Source organism: Rossellomorea sp. NPDC077527, assembly GCF_044542955.1.
GTDB lineage: Bacteria > Bacillota > Bacilli > Bacillales > Bacillaceae_B > Rossellomorea > Rossellomorea aquimaris_E.
Genome location: NZ_JBITVL010000003.1, coordinates 16,211 through 34,602 on the forward strand (window position 1 = coordinate 16,211; position 18,392 = coordinate 34,602).

Consider the following 18,392-nt stretch of genomic DNA (forward strand, 5'->3'; position numbering starts at 1 on the left):
TTATACAGGAGATTTTATTTACATCCAGTCATAGGACGATCCGTGTGCTTCAATTTGGACCAAAATAATAAAAGTACGAACCCACTGGCTAAGAAGAAAAGAGAGCACGCATAGAAAAGAAAATGAATCGTAAAATACTCCAAAATCAAACCGGTTCCCATCACGGCAATACTCGAGAAAAGTGCGGTCCAAAAATGATACATCCCGATATTCTTTCCTCTTGATCCTTGTACTGTCACGTCACTGATTACCACTTTCTCTGACGTCTTTTGGAGAGCACCGAGGGTTCCAAGAACAATCTGTATGAGGTATACCTCCTGGATGGAACCTGTAGAAGGTATGAACAAGAACAAGAAACTCATACCCAAACTATATACGACTAGCAGAATTTGCCCTCCTACTATATCAGACAGTCTTCCTATGAATCGGTGACTGAGGGCTGAACTTAACGTAAACAATCCATATGCAAAACCAAAACTTGATATGTCACTACCGATGTTTTGGATAAAAAGTAAATAAAACGGAAAAGACACACTGGCTGCCACCATGGCAAAGCTTTGAGACACAATTAACCATTTCATTTTCCATACTCCTCATAAAATAAATTCACAAAACGTTCTCCTGGGTCGAATGTTCGCTTATAGTTAAAAAACTCTTCTGCATATGGATACGCTTCATGAAACTGATCGAGAGTAGGGTATTTGTAATAAGGGAGATAATAGCTTCCTCCATGTTCAATGGTGATATCGATCATGCCACGGATGGTATCACCTGTCTTCTTTTTTTCTTTTACTCCCATTCCCTGGTTGATCAACAGGACAAGTGCGAACATGTCTTCTTTCGCATAAGATAGTAATGCTTCTTCACTCCTGTTGACGTACCTTACTGTTATGTTCATTAAATTTATGTCTTCTTCCGTTAAGTACACCCTTAAATCGTCGATATATTCCTCGTACTCATCTACAGGTATAAAATACTCCTGCAAAATATCTGTGTCGTTTTTACCGTTGTATTCTAAGAACTCTGACTCTGATCGCATGACATTATTTCTGGTTTCCAGCTGACCATTACTCTTATCGAAAAATGACTTCTGCATATCCCAAAAGAGATCCTTCCCCCAATCAAAATCTCTTGAGAGACCCAGGAGGAATTTTGTTAGAAACGTATATTCTTCTTTTTTCAAAGTATTATATTCATTGTATAGCTCCTGTTGGTCACTAGCTTTGTAATTGGTCACGTACATTTCTTCCAGAAACGAATCCGGTGCAGTAGAAAGCCTTGCTAAATGCATTTTCACTTTTTCATCCGATAAGACATGCTGGTTAAAATATTCTTCATATTCATCAGATGTCATTTCCTCTGTATCCATTGTTAGTAATTCATCTGATGTAAGTTGAAGTTCAACGTCCAATATCACTCCAAACAACCCGTATCCCCCAATGACCAATGGGAAGTACTCTCTGTTCTCCTCTCTTGAAACGGTGATGATATCACCGTCTGGCTTTAACAAGCGGAACCAATTCACCGTTTCAATTAACGATCCATTCCGTATATCCCTGCCATGGGCATTAACGGATAATGACCCTCCAACTGTAAAAATATTTTGCGACTGCATCACTTTCACAGAAAGCCCATGTGGATTTACAGCTTGTTGTATATCATCCCAAGTAGCCCCACTCTCCACATGGACAGTCTTATTAACAGGATCAACACCAAGCACTTTATCAAAATTCGTCATATCCAGTACGACCCCATCAGGGTAAAACGTATGCCCGCCTTGACTATGTCTCTTACCGGCAATCGATACTTTTAGATCTTCCTCTCTTGCTTTTGTCAATGCAGCCACAATGCTCTTTTCTTCATTCCCCTTGACGACTTTTTCAATTTTTGTGGGCATTAATCTGCTGACATCTGTAATGATGTTTTTCGATTCACTATTAGTTGATTCCAACCTATATATCAACATATAGGAAATAATGATAAAAACGATTATCAACCATAATCTTCTCTTCCCCTTGATGAATGTGCACATTAATTACATCACCCTTTACTCTTTTAGTGTAATTTTACACTAACAAAAGAAATATTCAATGGATTTCTCAAAAATAAAAAGCCTCAGATTATATTAATCTAAGGCTTCTTACTCTTTACCTTGCTTTCGCAATGACTCCGTTATGAACTTTAATATAACCGTGTTGTAAAATATCCGCTCCATTTTCATATAAATACAGCCCCATTTGTTCTACATTCATTAGTTCTCGGTAAGTATGATTCATGACATCTGCCATTACTTCATAATACACTTTGGATTTAAGCTGTGCTCTTGGTGTGGTAAGTACCATATACCCACCAGGCTTTAAGAATTTACGATGCCATTCAACCACTTCAGGCTTATATTCATCCGGAAAATGTTCTAGTAATCCTACACTCAATACAATATCAAATTCTTTTCCGAAGGTTAACTCTCTAATATCCGAAACAATATAAGATATTGAAAAATCACCTTTGTAATAGGTTTTAAACCCTCCGGTTGAGGGATTTGGTCCAAGGAAAGGGTAAGAATCAGGAAATTCGTGATAACGGGTATCTCGGCAAAATGGATCATAATCCACCATTACAATTTCACTACCGGGGTAAAGAGCTGCAAGCTGCATTCCTTCATACCCTTCTGCTGCACCTAAAAATAATATCCTAGGCTTAACGACATCCAGTCCACTGAATAACGCTCTCTTTCCTCTGGGGTCCCACACTCCATCCTGAATTCGATGCACATAATTCCATAAATGTAATCTGAGATAGTCTCCCAATGCTTTTTTAGAGTTTCTCACATTCAAATTTAAAGCATTTTGGACTATGCGACTTCGCGTCCCTTTCAATTCAGAAGGAACGTCCTTCACAAACCATTCATGGAAAGAACGGTTAAACATTTCCCAAGAGGTATGGACAGGTAGTGATGTTCCATTATCTTTTTCCCAGTCTGTTTTCTCTTTAGCAAAAGTCGTAACCTGATACGGTTTTCCAACATCTTTCCAAGTTAAAGTAGACCAATCCCTGACACCCTTCACTTTCACAAATTTATTATACTCCTTCTCAGAAAACTGCCTCTTGTCTACCCGATGAGATGCCTCCAGATACGTTTCTTCCCGTAATATTTCATTGTTGATAGATGTTTCGACCTCTATCATCCAACCCTTCCTCCCTTTTTAGAGCAACATTCATTCCTCACTATATACATTAACGAAAGGTTGTAAGAAACCCTCTTTTTTTCAGTCAATATTAAACATGTTCCTATAACATCTAGTTACCATAATAATATTACAGGTAATAAAATGGAGGTACCCTCTCTCGTTTCTTCTGTGATAGATTTGGGTAGAAATATTTTAGGAGGTGAAGGACGTGCCCTTTGATTACGATCTTGACTTTGAATCCACCGACTTTCGGAAGCATCCAGAGAAATATCGGGTTGGACGCGGGGAACAAGGCGTATTACTCGTAGAACCATATAAAAGTGAAATTCTCCCCGAATGGAGATTTAAGACACCGGATATAGCTGAAAAATCATCTAACAGCATCTATTGCATGTTTCTCAAATATAAAAAGGAGAATGATTTTGTAGGAATGGACATGGCCAGGAAATTTCTTCAGATGGGGTATACACGTTCCAGACGGTACGCCAATTATCCAGGTGGGAAGAAATATAATAAAGATGGGGAGATTAACGAGCGAGAGATAGATGAACAAAAAGCTGAATCTGCTGCTATATTCGAAACTAAATGGACATTAGCAAGAGAGGATGAAGACTATTTAAAACGGAAAAAAGAACACCAAAAGAATTACGGATAATCATCAAAGGGGGAATGAACCGCTTCATGGTCCATTCCCCTCTTTCTTTACATGATTCGTTTGAACATTTTCTCCATTTCATACGTCGAGTAGTGGATGATGATGGGACGACCGTGCGGGCAGGTGAACGGGTCACTCGTCTTTCTCAGTTCGTCCAGCAATGCCTGCATGTCTTCATGGCGCAGATAATGATTCGCTTTGATGGAACCTTTACAGCTCATCATGATGGCCGCTTCTTCACGAAGTTTTTTAATATCGACTTTGTTCATTTTAATGATTTGTTCGATCATATCTTCAATGGTCTGCTGTTCCTCCCCTTTTGGAAACCATTGAGGATGTGCCCTTACTATGAAACTATTATGTCCGAAATCTTCAAGGAACACCCCGACTTCTTCAAGGAGTGAGCGATGTTCATTGATTTTGATATACTCATCCGTCGAAAACTCCAGAGTAAGGGGGACAAGGAGTTCCTGAAGTTCTTTGGCAACTTCTCCGACCTTTTCTTTATAGAATTCATACTTAATTCTTTCCTGGGCAGCATGTTGGTCAATGATATAAAGCCCACGTTCATTTTGAGCAAATATATATGTGCCGTGCATCTGCCCGACTAGATATAGAGGGGGAACCCTGGGAAGCGCATGTACATCCTCGATGTCTTCGATCGTCTTTTCTTCCTGAAGAATACCCTCCAAATTATCGGATCGCTCTCGAACTTGTGCGTCATTCAATCCTGACGCCTCAGAATCCCTGCCGGTATCGAAAGAAGGCGTCGACTCATACAAGTTAACACTCTCTTCTTTTGGAGTAAGCCGTTCTCGAACTGTCTCCTGACTACCTACCTTTACCTCTGTCGGTTTGGATGAATGGTCCAGATTCATAAAGGTTTGCTCCGATTTTGGAATCATTGCCTTAGGGCTTATGGATCCTGCGGGGATTAATTCCTTCCCTTTGAAAACCTTTTTGATCCCTTCCGTCACCAATTCGTTGAGTTCAGATTCTTTGCTGATGCGGACCTCCATCTTTGAAGGATGCACATTCACATCCACCAGGATCGGGTCCATTTCTATATTGAGAAGAACAATGGGGTGCCGCCCTATAGGAAGAAGGGTATGATACCCTTCTCCGATTGCTTTTGCCAGAGCATAGTTCTTTATGAACCTTCCGTTGATCATGGTAGAAATATAGTTCCTTGATGCCCGGGTTACTTCAGGAAGGGAAACATACCCCTTCACGTTAAAATCGAGGGATTCCATTTCAATGGGAACCATTTTCTTCGCTATCCCCACTCCATAAATGGCCGCAAGAACCTGAAGGACATCTCCATTGCCACTCGTATGCAATAAAGACTTCCCATTATGAAGGAGCTTAATTGAAACGGCAGGGTGAGCAAGCGCGATCCTGTTGACAACATCTGTTATATTCCCAAGCTCCGTATGAATGGTTTTCATATATTTCAATCGCGCAGGTGTATTGAAGAACAGTTGGGAAACTGTGATATCCGTCCCTTTTCTGGACGAAGTGTTTTCAAATGCATTCACTTCCCCACCTTCAAGTTCAATGATTGTTCCGGGTCCATCCCCCGTACTCGTTTTTAACGTGAAGTGAGAAACGGATGCAATACTCGGTAGAGCCTCTCCCCTGAAACCTAAGGTCCGGATACGGAACAAGTCATTTTCGTCTTTGATTTTACTTGTGGCATGCCTCTTAAATGCCGTTCTAACATCCTCTTCTTCAATGCCGTCCCCGTTATCTATGATGCGTATGGACTGAAGTCCTGCTTCCTCAATGTGGATCTCAATGACGTCCCCACCTGCGTCGATGCTGTTTTCCAAGAGTTCTTTCACAACTGAGGCCGGGCGCTCCACCACTTCACCAGCAGCAATCTTATTGGAAAGGGAATCATCAAGCTGGAAGATTTTCACCACAGTTTCACCCCCTTAGTTTTTTAATTTTTTTTGGATTCCATAGAGTGTGTTCATAGCGTCTAACGGCGTCATCTCCAGGATATCCAGCTTCTTAAGCTCCTCTATACATTTCTTTTCTTTAGAGTTGAGCTTTTCTTTTTTAACAGAGTTCCCTGCTTCAAAGAAGGACAACTGGGCAAGATCCGCTGTTTCCTGCTCCTCTGGAATAGCCTCTCTTGAAGCCGCTACTTCCATCGTTGTTTGGTGGTCCCCTTTTTGTTCGAGCTCAAGAAGGATTTCATTCGCTCTTTGGATTAAGGCATCAGGCAGTTCAGCAAGCTCGGCAACGTGTATACCATAACTTTTATCCGCCGCCCCTTCCTTGATTTTATGAAGGAAGACAAGCTTTCCGTTTTGCTCCATTGCACTTACATGTACATTCTTCACTTTAGGGAGCTCGGCTTCGAGCACCGTCAACTCATGATAGTGAGTGGAGAATAATGTTTTCGCACCAATATTTTCATGGATGTATTCAATGATGGCTTGTGCCAGCGCCATTCCGTCGTAAGTGGAGGTACCACGTCCGATTTCATCAAACAGAATCAGGCTCTGTTGAGTGGCATGAATGATGGCATTCTTTGCTTCGAGCATTTCAACCATGAACGTACTCTGACCGGATATTAAGTCATCCGCTGCTCCGATTCGGGTGAATACTTGATCGAATATCGGCAGATTCGCTTCACTTGCAGGCACGTAACAACCAATTTGAGCAAGGATGCTCGTCAGTGCCACCTGCCTCATATAGGTGCTCTTACCTGACATATTCGGTCCTGTAATGAGGAGCACTTCTCTATCCTGATCCATGTAACAATCATTTGGAACATACTCCTGAGCACCCATTACTTTTTCCACCACAGGATGCCTTCCTTCTTTTAATTCGATCCTTCTCTCATCATTGAATACTGGACGTGTGTAATGGCGCTTCTCGCTTACTGTAGCAAAGCACTGTAGGACATCAAGTTCGCTGACGAGTTTCGCCAATTTTTGAAGTCGGGGAATAAATTCCTTCACTCTTTCCCGAATACCAAGGAATAGTTCATATTCCAAATCCACGCTTTTTTCATCCGCTTGAAGGATAAGCGCTTCCTTCTCTTTTAATTCAGGAGTAATGAACCGTTCTGCATTCGTTAAGGTTTGTTTCCGTTCATAGCGGCCTTCTTCAAGATGATGAAGGTTTGCTCTCGTTACTTCAATATAGTAGCCGAATACACGGTTAAAACCGACTTTGAGAGACCTGATCCCGGTTCGTTCCCTTTCATCCCGTTCAAGTTTTGCAATCCATGATTTCCCGTTCTTACTTGCATCACGATACTGGTCCAGTTCAGCATGATAGCCGTCCTGAATCAAGCTTCCCTCTTTAATGGACAACGGAGGATTTTCTACTAAAGCCTGTTCCAAAAGATCTGTCAATTCTTCACAAGGATCTAGCTTGCTGACAAGATCATCGGTCGCTTCATTCTCCAGGGATTCCACTAAATGCTTTAACACAGGTACTTGCTGTAAAGATTTCTTTAACTGAATTAAATCCCTAGCATTGACATTGCCGAAGGCTACCCGTCCTGCAAGTCGCTCTAAATCGTACACTTCCTTTAACCGTTCCCTGAGATCCTGCCTTTCGAAGAAACGTTCCAATAACACTTCTACTACAGTTTGACGCTTCACGATATCCTGTTTGTGGATAAGAGGACGATCAATCCATTGCTTCAAAAGTCTTGCGCCCATAGCTGTCATCGTTTCATCAAGCAGCCATAGAAGAGATCCCTTTTTCCCTTTCGAACGAATGGTCTCCGTCAGCTCCAGATTCCTCTTTGAATAGTAATCCATTTTCATAAATTGATGAAGCTGATACGGTTCCACAATTTGCAGATGGTCCAAGCTTCTCTTCTGAGTACGGAAAAGATAATGAAACAAGATAGAAGAAGCTTTAATGAGTTTCTCTTGTTTCAGTGGATCAACAAGTTGGCTGAACGCATGTCCTATGCTAGAATCACGCTCATATGATAAGGTGACCTCGCTTCTTTCTTTGATTTTTGCCTGGACTTCTTCGGGCAATTCCGGGTGAATGACTACTTCTTTCGCGCCAATCGTGGATAATTCATTCAACAGCGCTTGCAATCCTTCCGAAACGACGGTTACCTTTGTTTCACCGGTCGATAAATCACTGTAGGCAAGACCATACGTTTGATCTTCAAAATCGCTTACGGATGCAATATAGTTGTTTTCTTTATCATTCAAGCCCTTTCCATCCATAACGGTACCTGGAGTAATGAGCTGAACAACTTCTCTTCGGACAACTCCCTTTGCATGTTTCGGGTCTTCTGTCTGTTCGCAAATCGCTACTTTGAACCCTTTATCAATCAGTTGCTCTATGTAGTTTGGAGCGGAATGATAAGGTACACCGCACATGGGGATTCGTTCCTTTCCACCACCGTCACGGCTTGTCAGAGTTATTTCAAGTTCCTGCGAGGCAGCGATGGCGTCATCAAAGAACATTTCATAAAAATCGCCTAAACGAAAAAATAAAAAGGCATCCTGATATTCTGCCTTCACTTGTAGATATTGTTTTATCATTGGAGTATATTGTGTCATGGTTTCATTCAAACCTTTCCAAGTAAATCTGCTATTTTCAACTATTCATTATATCATAAGGACAAGGGTTGAGGCATGTAGTAGATTGAGGAAGTGTATTCCCTTACCATTCGTGGATATCCATTTTCCAACAAAAAAATCCGCTCTCTATTCGTAAAGAGCGAACTTTCTTAATATCTATTCTGCTTGTTTGATCATACTTGAATCTTCGTTTAAACAATCAGACTTTTCTTTTCGTTTATACCACTTAAAGAGAAAGTAACCACCGATAAGTACAGTCCCTCCAACCAGAAGGTAAGTTTGGAGATCGCTCATCAAGGCTTGGACGGATTTCAAATTGCCATTCATCCCGACTATTAACATTGTGAGTGTAATCGGGAATATTCCAATAAAGGTCAATCCACCAAACTTCCACTTATTCACTTTGCTAATTCCTGCAATATAAGAAATATAATTACCGATGCCAAGAGGTCTTGTAATGGCTATACTCCATAAACCACATTTACGGAACCATTTCTGCCCCTTTTCCATTTTCTTTGAACTGGTTTTCTCTTTGATCTTGTCCTTCAGCTTATATCCAATTCCATATGGAATGTAACTAAAGATGGTGTAAATAATGCTGCTTGCAAATGCCAACATGAATACTTTCATCCAGGATGGATCTAATACATAACCATAAGTCAGTGTTACAAGGGCACCTGGAAATGGCAGCGAGGACGCTTCAATGGCATTTCCTGCGAATAACCCCCACATCCCCAGCTCCTTTATGAAATTCATGACAAACTCCAACATCGGTTATTTCCCTCCACAATTCATTTATCTATCCTTTTCCCTCTTTTCGAGATTAAAAACGCAAGAAAAGGATAAGTTTCCATCCTATTCAGGGGAATTTTCCCATGCTAAAAGCCCATCTCACCGGCAAAAGTTTGACCGTCGATTTTCCACTGATCCTCAGGCGTGTCTCTGAGTAAATAAAACTGGATCTTTTTTTCCTCTTGAGAGTGATCTGATTTGATCCACTTCACCCTAAACTGAAAATCCAACGCTACAAATGCAGGCAAATCCTCTACTGGCAGGATCGATCTTTGCGTAATTTGGACATGTTTCACGGAGGACAGAGCCTTACGAACCTGACCCTTGTTTCCTGTCATGATGCGTGAGAGAAGTTTTTCATCCTGTTGATTAATGGCTATTTCCAGGAAACTGATTAATTCATATGGATCTGACTGGTACAGAAATTGATCCAGTTTACCTCCCGCTTTCAATATCATGATTTTATGAGCTAAGTCTGGAGTGGGTGTCTTATGAGTTGTACTTCCATAAAAATGTACACAGAAATGGCCTGGAAAATTATTTTGGAGGGCACCTCCACCGTGTGGCATCCCATTCATGGAGGCAGAAATGAGCTTGTCGTTTACCAACACAAGAATTGCACGACGGTCCCAGCTCCAAGTCCCACCATAAATAGTTTTCATCATTTCTGTGTCTTTTTCTGTAACCGGCTGCACATCTGCATGTTTGCTTCCAGCCCTTCGTTGAACGTTAAAAGACAACCCGGTATCTACATCGATGATTGTAAAATATGAATATTTTGGAAGAATTTCTTCAACTTGATTCCAGGGCAGGATTTCCACTTGAAAACTCGGCATGGCTCCTGCAGGCTTCTCTCCGAACACTAGGAGCAATGACATAATAAGCGTAAGTCTAAAAAGCATGTACGAAACCTCTTTTTTTCTTTATTTTCTGTTCCCTGCTCATCGATTCATTCATTCAATTTTTGGCAATTCACCATGAACATGAATTTGGTCTCCATTAGAGATACTATCATCGAAAGGGAGGGTTCACATGCTTTGGGTTAAGCTTACTGCGATCTGCTTATTACTGTATCCGACAATGTCGAATGATGATCAACTACATATTCAAATGCCTGATGGGACTCATATATCCGTCGAACGTCATTCCTTAGTTGTGCCTTTGATAGATGAACCATTAATAAACGTAAGAAACTATAATCGTTTTGTTTCGGAAGTGCAGAAAAAAGTCTACACCCCTCCACAAAATGCCTATATCAACGACCTGGGAAGAATTGTTCCCGAAAAGGCAGGAAATAAACTTGACGAAAGGAAATTTCGTGAGTTGACCACTGACTACTTATATTCAAGGGGAGACAAATTATCCGATCCGCCCTTATTAACGTTGTATCCAAAAGTCGATAGCGAGATCCTTGCTCATATACGAACACAAAAAATCGGACAATATGTCACATACTTCAATCGTCATAACGAAGAGCGTACGAAAAATATATCCCTTGCAACGGAGAAAATTAATAATACAGTGGTGTTTCCCGGAGAAGTCTTTTCATTTAATAAAGTAGTTGGAAAAAGAACGAAAGAAAAAGGGTATAAAAAAGCACCGGTAATTGTAAAAGGGGAGTTATCAGAGGATATAGGTGGAGGTATCTGTCAGGTATCTTCTACCTTATTTAATGCGGTAGATCAAGCGGGTGTTGCAATATTAGAACGATATCATCACTCGAAGCGGGTTCCTTATGTCCCTGAAGGAAGGGATGCTACGGTTAGCTGGTACGGACCAGACTTCACGTTTAAGAATGCGTATAACCAGCCGCTTCTCATCCGGGCAAAAATCCTTGGTGGACAAGTAGTCGTTACGGTTCATTCATCAGACCTCATAAATGTTAGAAAAAGGAAGGTCCCAAGTGCTTCACAGGAATTACCTCAGGAAAAACAAGTCGATCACTCTGTGGAAGATTAACCTGCACCTCCCCTTTAAGGAGGTGCGGAAGGTATTAATTAAATTCTAAAAATTCAATTCGATTTCCAAAAGGATCAGATACAAAGATGCGATCTCTACCTTTGATTGGAGTATCCTCCTTTATCGTAATACCCTGCTCCGTTAGTCTCTCTCTCAAGGATGCTAAATTAGCAACAAGTAAACCAGGATGAGCTTTCGTAGCAGGAACAAAATCGTTTTGAACCCCTACATGGATTTCCTGTGGACCATATTGGAACCAACAGCCACCTCTTCCTTGCAGGTTTTCAGGCTTAGGTATTTCTGTCAATCCAAGGATGGTACCATAAAACATCCGGGCTTTCACCTCACATTCCTCCGGAGCTGCAATTTGGATATGATCGATTCCTTTAAATTCAATATTCATGTATTCTCCCCCACCTTGATTATGATTCCCCTTACATTTTACCATAATATTCTAAATTAACATCATGAATAAAGGCATCTGCTTGTGCAGATGCCTTCATCTTTGTTACGAAAGTTGTTGAATCCCTTGAATGACAGTTGAAAGTAATACATCCAGATCATCATCTTCAATGTTTAATGGAGGAGATAAGGTTAAAACATTATTGAATCCAGCGACAGTGGCGCCATTTTTTCCGATGATTACTCCATGCTGCTTACAATATCCAATAACAGCATTTACTTTATCCAGATCTAACGGTTCTTTAGTATCCTTATTACTCACCATCTCTATACCGATCAATAAGCCCTTTCCTCTTACATTTCCAACATAATGGTGATCCTGCAAATGATTTTTCAATGTATTCATTGCTTTTTCTCCAAGTTCAGCCGACCTTTCAAAAAGCTTTTCATTTTCCATGATCTCGATGTTTTTCAAGGCAAGGGCACAAGCTGCTGGATTCCCTCCAAACGTATTGATATGACGGAAATAATCATATTCTTCAGATCCTTTAAACGCATCATAGATCTCACGCTTCACTGCAGTGGCAGAAAGAGGAAGGTAGGCACTGGTGATCCCTTTAGCCATTGTAATGATATCAGGTTTCACATCATAATTCATAAAGCCAAAAGCCTTTCCGGTCCGCCCAAAACCACAAATGACTTCATCTACTATTAGTAGAGCACCATGCTTATCACAAACTTCTTTAGCTGCTTTCATATAGCCGTCCTGGGGCATGATAATTCCTCCGCCAGTGATAATCGGTTCCATGATCAAAGCTGCCACAGTTTCACTCAGTTCCCACGTCATGGCCTGATCAATGGCCATTACTCCTGGAAGTTCACTGGGGTCAGAACTTGTTTCTCCATCGCGATAAGCATCAGGCGGTGCGATATGGTGAAAGCCCGGCGCCAATGGCTCATACTTATACTTGCGCTGAGCCTGACCTGTAGCGGCTAACGCCCCCATCGAGTTACCGTGATAGCCTCTATATCTGGAAAATATTTTATATCTACCATGTTCTCCTTTTTGTTGATGATACTGACGGGCAATCTTAAAAGCCGTTTCATTTGCTTCTGATCCACTGTTCGAAAAGAAAATCACATAGTCATCACCAAGTAATTCGTTTAATTTTTCTGCAAGTTCAATAGCTGGTTGATGACTTTGAGTAAGTGGAAAATAGGCCATTTTTTTGAGTTGCTCGTAAGCAGCTTCAGCTAGTTCCTGCCTTCCATACCCAACGTTCACACACCATAATCCCGCCATGCCATCCAGAAACTTCTGTCCATCCTGGTCTGTAATCCACGATCCACTGGATTCTGTCACAACCATTGTTACGTCGGGATTATATGGTTTCATCGAGTGCCAGATGAGTTTTTCATCATTTTGCAACCATACATCTTGTGATTGACCTGCTTTTACCATGAAGGTTCCTCCTAACCTTGATTAAAAATCAAATCGGGTAGTGATCATTTTCTTCCTTGTATAGAAATTTACTCCGTCTTTCCCGTTTACATGCATATCTCCATAGAATGAATCCTTCCATCCAGAAAACGGGAAGAAGGCCATTGTTGCAGGAACACCAACATTTATACCAAGCATGCCCGCGTCTGCTTCCTCTCTGAATTGTCGTACGGCACTTGCGTCTTTCGTATAGATAGTGGCACCATTTCCGTATCTGGATTCCCGGATATAATCAAGCCCTTGATTTAAATCCTCCGCTCTCAGTAAACTGAGGACCGGGGCAAACATCTCTTCTTTTGCAATTGTCATTTCCGGGGTCACATGATCAAAAATCGTTGCTCCTAAGAAGTTACCCTCCTTGAATTCGTCCATTTCCTTCCGGCCATCCCTGATCAGCGACGCTCCTTCTTGTAATCCTTTATCTATATAGCCCAGTGTCTTCTCCCTATTTTCCTTCCGGATGACAGGTGTGAGCAGTACATCCTCATCCATCCCATTGCCAATACATAATTCATCTGCTTTTTTACTTAAAGTCTTAACAAATTCTTCATTTTCCCCAACCACTACAACTGCACTACATGCCATACATCGCTGACCTGCACTGCCAAATGCTGAACTAATGATATGCTCTGCCGCTTTATTGGGGTCTGCATCAGGCATGACGACATGATGGTTTTTGGCTCCGGATAATGCTTGCACCCTTTTCCCCTGTGAAGCAGCCTGCTGGTATACATATTTAGCTACCGGCTGGGACCCCACAAATGAGATAGCAGCAATGTCCTTATGTTCCAAAAGGCCATTCACTACATCATGGGCTCCATGCACCACATTGAGGACCCCCTGCGGCATCCCTGCTTCCGTTAAAAGCTCTGCAAGTCTATTGGCTAATATTGGAGTTCTTTCAGACGGTTTCAGCACGAATGTATTTCCGCATGCAATCGCGAGTGGGAACATCCATAAAGGCACCATCATTGGGAAGTTAAATGGTGTGATCCCCCCTACAACACCGAGCGGGTAACGAAACATCTCAGAATCGATATCTTCCGCGATCCCACTAAGCGTTTCTCCCATCATTAATGTAGGCGCACCACAAGCGAATTCAACGCATTCTAATCCGCGTTGCACTTCTCCATACGCTTCTTTAAATGATTTCCCATTTTCCTGTACGACCAATTTTGCCAACTCATCATGATTTTCTGACAATAGAGAGTGATATTTATACAAAATACGAGCTCGTTTAGGAACAGGTGTCTTCTTCCATGTTTGTGAAGCTTCCTTGGCTGCTTTTACGGCCATCGCAACATCTTCTTTAGTGGATATCGGAACTCTGGCAATCTCTTTATTCGTGGCAGGATTTAAGACTTCCAGTGTTTGTGAACTGAGAGACTCCACCCATTTTCCGCCAATATAATTCTTTAATACCGCCACATCTTTTTTGATTACTGTCATTTTCAGTTCCTCCTAATTCACTTTGTATTGGATATTCCCCAAGAAGTACAGGATCTTCTGTATGCTAGATACTTTCATTATGAAAGAAATTGGCAGTGCTTTCATTAGACATTTCGTTAAAAAGCCACACATTGCAATTGGACATAACAGCATATTGTATTGATTCATATTATTTGATAACCTCTCAGTCCATTGATCCATTCAAATTGGACGAGGGACTTACAGTATAAATTCATTGACATCAGACTTCTTCATGGATCGAAGAGGTTGCAAATATTCTTGAGCAGCAAGTAAAAACTCGATTGCCACACGTTTATCCGGTGTCATGAAATCTTCTCCGAGTAGCTCCTCCATTTTCTTAAGACGATGATAGAGTGTTTGTCTGACGATAAATAACCTTTTAGACGTTTCTTTCTTGGAGCCCTGACAAGAAAGAAATACTTTAAGTGTCTTCATCAAGTTTCCATCATGATCTCGATCATATTTCAATAAGGGAGAAAGGTACTCCTCAATCATTTCCGAAAGATTCACATTATCATTAACAATTGAAATCAACCTAAAAAGATGAAGGTCATCAAAGAAGAAAAAATGTTCATTCTCATCCTCTATACGACGGAACTTCAGCGTTTCCCGTGCAGTTTCATAGCTCTTATGGATATTCACCATCTCCGATTGATACTTACCGGTAGCAAATAGGGCATTTGACGTGTCGCTAATAAATCCTGAATTCAATATTTTTTCAAAAGCGTTGGTCAATCTGTTCTTCCATGTTCCCGTTTTCCGTTTGTCAAGCAGGATAAAAATGTAATCATTACCCAACCTTTCTGGTACCATTTGAAAGCCATGCTGCTCAAAAATACTTCCTGTCACCAGATTAAAATAAGTTAGATCGAGGGTGTCTTTCTCTTCCAGCCTATTCGTTTGGCAAATACATACGACACCTCCTTGAAAAGCCGCTTTCTGCTCAGCTATAAAGGTGGCAAGCGTTTCGTACGACTGTTCCCCTTTTAACCACGACATGATCCATTTTGATTCTTCCAGTCGCTTTTGCTCATTGAAATACAATTCTCTCATCAGACATTGTGCAAGTGCCGTAGAAGTTCGATCGAGAATTAACAACTCATATTCACTAAAAGGCGGATGGCACCTGCAGATACAAAGCTCTGCATATTCTCGGTCGAATAGGATTACTTTCGTCGATGCCAAATCATGATTGTGCGTCTCACTTTGACTTTCATATTTTTTTAAGAGCAGCTCTTCATCAATTGAGCTCATGTGTGGATGAATCTGTGCTTCTTGATCTTTCACCTGAAAGATCACCGGCACATCCAGCTCATTATGTAACACCTCCAGAATATCACTACATTGGTTGACTCCAAGAAGCATTTTATTCAAGTTCTGTGCATAAGAATCAAGTTTTTTGACCATGTCATATTGCTGATTGATGATAACTGAGTGTATATCCTGCGTTATACTGACAAAAGGGACTTCCCTTTCAAAAACAAGGATCGGAAAGTCAAACTCATCGGCGCATTTCATAACAGATTCTGGTATGGCAGAAATATTCGTATCCAGCTCGATGCAGATGGCAGCAGCTTCACATTCGACTAACTGGTGAATGAGAGAAAGGAAAGTGCCTTCCTCCTGCAGGGCAATGCCTGTTGACAGGATCAGTTCATTCCCGTTAAGAAGATTCCTTATTGAAGTGACTTCGACGATATGGACCCACTTGACTTGCCTCTTAAGACCGTTATGTCCAGCGATCACTTTTGCGTGTTCAAAATATTTTCGTTCTAGAATGTCTTCCACTGAAAAATAATAATGACTCTTCATCCTCTACTCCTTCCGCAGTAAATGGAGAAAAAGGATTGGCAGAACCAATCCTTCATCTTTCTTCAATATAGGGGATCGCAAACTGTATCTCTTCGCTCCACCATTTCACTAATTCCTCATCAGTCAGGTGATTCGACGATAATACACTTAACACCCAATCTATTAATTCATCGGATGTCTGAATCGTTCCAGGGCAGAGGATCCATTCTTTGCCTGTATGCGAATCCCTCAAGTCACTCATCAAAGTCCCCCTTTCGTTATTGAGTATGAAATAAGAGATTTGAAAAATACTTTCGTGCATTTGCCGTTTTCACATGTAGAGTGGCACTTCTTTTGTTTTCAGTGTGCTTAAATAAGACAAATGCACCACTGAGATTTTCGGTGATTTTCTCAATTTTAAAGCCTTTTTGTATAAGAAAATCTATCTTATCCCTTTCACTTAAGAACTCTTGATATTCAGACATATAGAGCCCTTCCCCTCCTTTACGTTGGACTTCAGTGAATTCCCTGAGTCTGGATTAAGTTAAACTTGTGCCTGTCGGAGATCCTTCTACAACCATTTCTTCTTCCTCCTCAATGATCCAATCACGACCTACCGACAATCCAAGGTATTTCTCATCACTCGGATCAGAAATCTCTGCCTGTTCATACTTCTTAAACCACCAGAATTTTGCTAGAACAAAATAACAAAGGGCACCGACACCAAATCCTACCAAGAACGAAAAGTTAGGAACGAAATATGAAGCGACCGCTCCAAGAATCCATGATATAAACCCTGCAAGGTTGACTCCATTCATATAGCTAAACTGTCCTCTATCTTCGTATAAATCAGGTACATTGACCCTTCGTTTTCTAATAAAGTAGTAATCTGATATTAATATGCCAACAATTGCTGATAGAATTCCTCCTACAAAGAGAAGGACCGGAATGATGACACCGAATAGGTTCCAGGGCTGAACAATCGTCCCTACGATCCCGGCAGTTAATACACCCGCCCAGAAAGGAAATTTTGGTCCGCCTACATTTGAAAAGATAGTGGCTGCCGGCACAATATTTGCAGCAATATTCGTCGACCACTGTGCCAGAACGATCATAAGGAGGAGTACTCCTAAAACAAACCCGCTTGCTGCTTCCTGCAACGCAACTACAGGATCATAGTTCAATACGGCGATATAAGATATCCCACCTATTAACACCATAAATGCTTGAGTAATCGGAAGAGCTACAAGATTACCAATCAATGAACTCCGATTTCTCTTGAACCAGTTACGTTCATTGCTTGGAGCCTTCATGAAGCGGGAAATGGAAGGGATATCGGCTGAAAGTGTCGCCCAGAATCCCATATTACTAAAGATGACAACCAGAAAAGCTGTAAAAGTGGCTGCTCCCGTTACCGGACTCTCCACCCAGCTCCAAATGTCTCTTCCTTGACTGGCAGCAGACTCAGATAAAGAAGAATACATCCATACTGAAATCAAAATGATGACAGGTGCTGCAAGATCTGCAAAACGTTCTACAGCTTTAATTCCCAGAGCTGTATTCACTAATTGAAGAACAGCAAAGATCAAGAAACAAATAAACCAATTATCAAAACCAGATAATATATTAAGAATTCCATTCATCGCTGTTGCACCAAAATAAGTGTTGATTCCAAACCACATGGAAGCCGCGAGTCCCCGGACAACTGAAGGGATGTGCGTCCCAATCGTCCCAAATGGTGCTCTCATGTAGACTGGGAATGATACTCCATGCTCGATCCCGATATCACCCGTTAAAGTAATAAAGAACCCAATGGCAAGAGAACCGATGATTGTGGCAAGAACAACGAGTGGTAATGGCAATGATACAACCCCTGCTCCCCCGATTGCGAAGGTAGCCAGTACCACAACCATGCCTACCCACATAAATGAATAACCAAGCTTTGTTATTTTTCTTTCACTTTGTTTAATTGGTAATAGATCAGGAGATTTTAAGTAATTACTTTTCAACATGAACACCCCTTATTCGTTTGCTTCGAATGGCAAAACCAATCTTATTAC

The 18,392-nt window shown here is 41.2% G+C and carries 16 protein-coding genes; 2 read left to right on the top strand and 14 right to left on the bottom strand.

Going from position 1 to position 18,392, the window contains the following annotated elements; translation table 11 throughout:
- Positions 1-14: 14 nt before the first annotated feature.
- The 3 genes from ACIGG7_RS10075 to ACIGG7_RS10085 all read right to left on the bottom strand — a co-directional run bounded on the left by ACIGG7_RS10075 (position 15) and on the right by ACIGG7_RS10085 (position 3,185).
- Positions 15-581 carry an MFS transporter gene (locus ACIGG7_RS10075; protein ID WP_224941019.1) on the bottom strand — a complete coding sequence of 189 codons (567 nt, stop codon included), beginning with the start codon at positions 579-581 and terminating at the stop codon, positions 15-17.
- Entirely contained in the window at positions 578-2,020 is a 1,443-nt protein-coding gene (locus ACIGG7_RS10080) for an FAD-binding oxidoreductase (RefSeq protein ID WP_397550040.1), read from the bottom strand. Before ACIGG7_RS10080 ends, ACIGG7_RS10075 begins: the two co-directional genes overlap by 4 nt.
- Before the next feature lie 127 nt (positions 2,021-2,147).
- On the bottom strand, positions 2,148-3,185 hold the full coding sequence (locus tag ACIGG7_RS10085) for a class I SAM-dependent methyltransferase (RefSeq protein ID WP_397549698.1): 1,038 nt from the start codon (positions 3,183-3,185) through the stop codon (positions 2,148-2,150).
- 211 nt (positions 3,186-3,396) lie between these two features.
- Here ACIGG7_RS10085 and ACIGG7_RS10090 point away from each other — a divergent pair, with 211 nt between their 5' ends.
- Positions 3,397-3,843 carry a DUF4385 domain-containing protein gene (locus ACIGG7_RS10090; RefSeq protein WP_224941022.1) on the top strand — a complete coding sequence of 149 codons (447 nt, stop codon included), beginning with the start codon at positions 3,397-3,399 and terminating at the stop codon, positions 3,841-3,843.
- Positions 3,844-3,890: 47 nt separating this feature from the next.
- Here the strand turns inward: ACIGG7_RS10090 and mutL are convergent, their stop codons facing one another.
- The 4 genes from mutL to ACIGG7_RS10110 all read right to left on the bottom strand — a co-directional run bounded on the left by mutL (position 3,891) and on the right by ACIGG7_RS10110 (position 10,111).
- On the bottom strand, positions 3,891-5,768 hold the full coding sequence (mutL, locus tag ACIGG7_RS10095; RefSeq protein ID WP_397549699.1) for a DNA mismatch repair endonuclease MutL: 1,878 nt from the start codon (positions 5,766-5,768) through the stop codon (positions 3,891-3,893).
- Positions 5,769-5,780: 12 nt separating this feature from the next.
- The gene (gene mutS, locus ACIGG7_RS10100) at positions 5,781-8,396 is read right to left on the bottom strand and encodes a DNA mismatch repair protein MutS (protein ID WP_397549700.1); all 2,616 of its coding nucleotides are present in this window, start codon (positions 8,394-8,396) and stop codon (positions 5,781-5,783) included.
- Between the two features lie 177 nt (positions 8,397-8,573).
- A complete protein-coding gene (locus ACIGG7_RS10105) occupies positions 8,574-9,173 on the bottom strand; it encodes a DedA family protein (protein ID WP_397549701.1) in 600 nt (199 codons plus the stop codon).
- Between the two features lie 122 nt (positions 9,174-9,295).
- Positions 9,296-10,111 carry a hypothetical protein gene (locus ACIGG7_RS10110; protein ID WP_397549702.1) on the bottom strand — a complete coding sequence of 272 codons (816 nt, stop codon included), beginning with the start codon at positions 10,109-10,111 and terminating at the stop codon, positions 9,296-9,298.
- 130 nt (positions 10,112-10,241) lie between these two features.
- Here ACIGG7_RS10110 and ACIGG7_RS10115 point away from each other — a divergent pair, with 130 nt between their 5' ends.
- A complete protein-coding gene (locus ACIGG7_RS10115) occupies positions 10,242-11,168 on the top strand; it encodes a VanW family protein (RefSeq protein WP_224941027.1) in 927 nt (308 codons plus the stop codon).
- Positions 11,169-11,202: 34 nt separating this feature from the next.
- On the opposite strand, the gene ACIGG7_RS10120 is transcribed toward ACIGG7_RS10115, so the two are convergent.
- The 7 genes from ACIGG7_RS10120 to ACIGG7_RS10150 all read right to left on the bottom strand — a co-directional run bounded on the left by ACIGG7_RS10120 (position 11,203) and on the right by ACIGG7_RS10150 (position 18,344).
- Positions 11,203-11,571 carry a VOC family protein gene (locus ACIGG7_RS10120; RefSeq protein WP_224941028.1) on the bottom strand — a complete coding sequence of 123 codons (369 nt, stop codon included), beginning with the start codon at positions 11,569-11,571 and terminating at the stop codon, positions 11,203-11,205.
- Positions 11,572-11,676: 105 nt separating this feature from the next.
- Positions 11,677-13,032: an aspartate aminotransferase family protein gene (locus ACIGG7_RS10125; protein WP_397549703.1), complete on the bottom strand. Its 1,356-nt coding sequence runs from the start codon at positions 13,030-13,032 to the stop codon at positions 11,677-11,679.
- A 21-nt stretch (positions 13,033-13,053) separates the two neighbouring features.
- Positions 13,054-14,520 carry a CoA-acylating methylmalonate-semialdehyde dehydrogenase gene (locus ACIGG7_RS10130; RefSeq protein WP_224941030.1) on the bottom strand — a complete coding sequence of 489 codons (1,467 nt, stop codon included), beginning with the start codon at positions 14,518-14,520 and terminating at the stop codon, positions 13,054-13,056.
- A 219-nt stretch (positions 14,521-14,739) separates the two neighbouring features.
- Entirely contained in the window at positions 14,740-16,353 is a 1,614-nt protein-coding gene (locus ACIGG7_RS10135; protein WP_397549704.1) for a PucR family transcriptional regulator, read from the bottom strand.
- 52 nt (positions 16,354-16,405) lie between these two features.
- On the bottom strand, positions 16,406-16,594 hold the full coding sequence (locus ACIGG7_RS10140) for a hypothetical protein (RefSeq protein ID WP_224941032.1): 189 nt from the start codon (positions 16,592-16,594) through the stop codon (positions 16,406-16,408).
- A 16-nt stretch (positions 16,595-16,610) separates the two neighbouring features.
- Positions 16,611-16,817, bottom strand: coding sequence for a hypothetical protein (locus ACIGG7_RS10145; protein ID WP_224941033.1), 207 nt, complete (start codon positions 16,815-16,817; stop codon positions 16,611-16,613).
- 54 nt (positions 16,818-16,871) lie between these two features.
- Positions 16,872-18,344 (bottom strand): NCS1 family transporter, encoded by a 1,473-nt coding sequence (locus tag ACIGG7_RS10150; RefSeq protein ID WP_397549705.1) that lies wholly within the window; start codon positions 18,342-18,344, stop codon positions 16,872-16,874.
- Positions 18,345-18,392 lie beyond the last annotated feature (48 nt).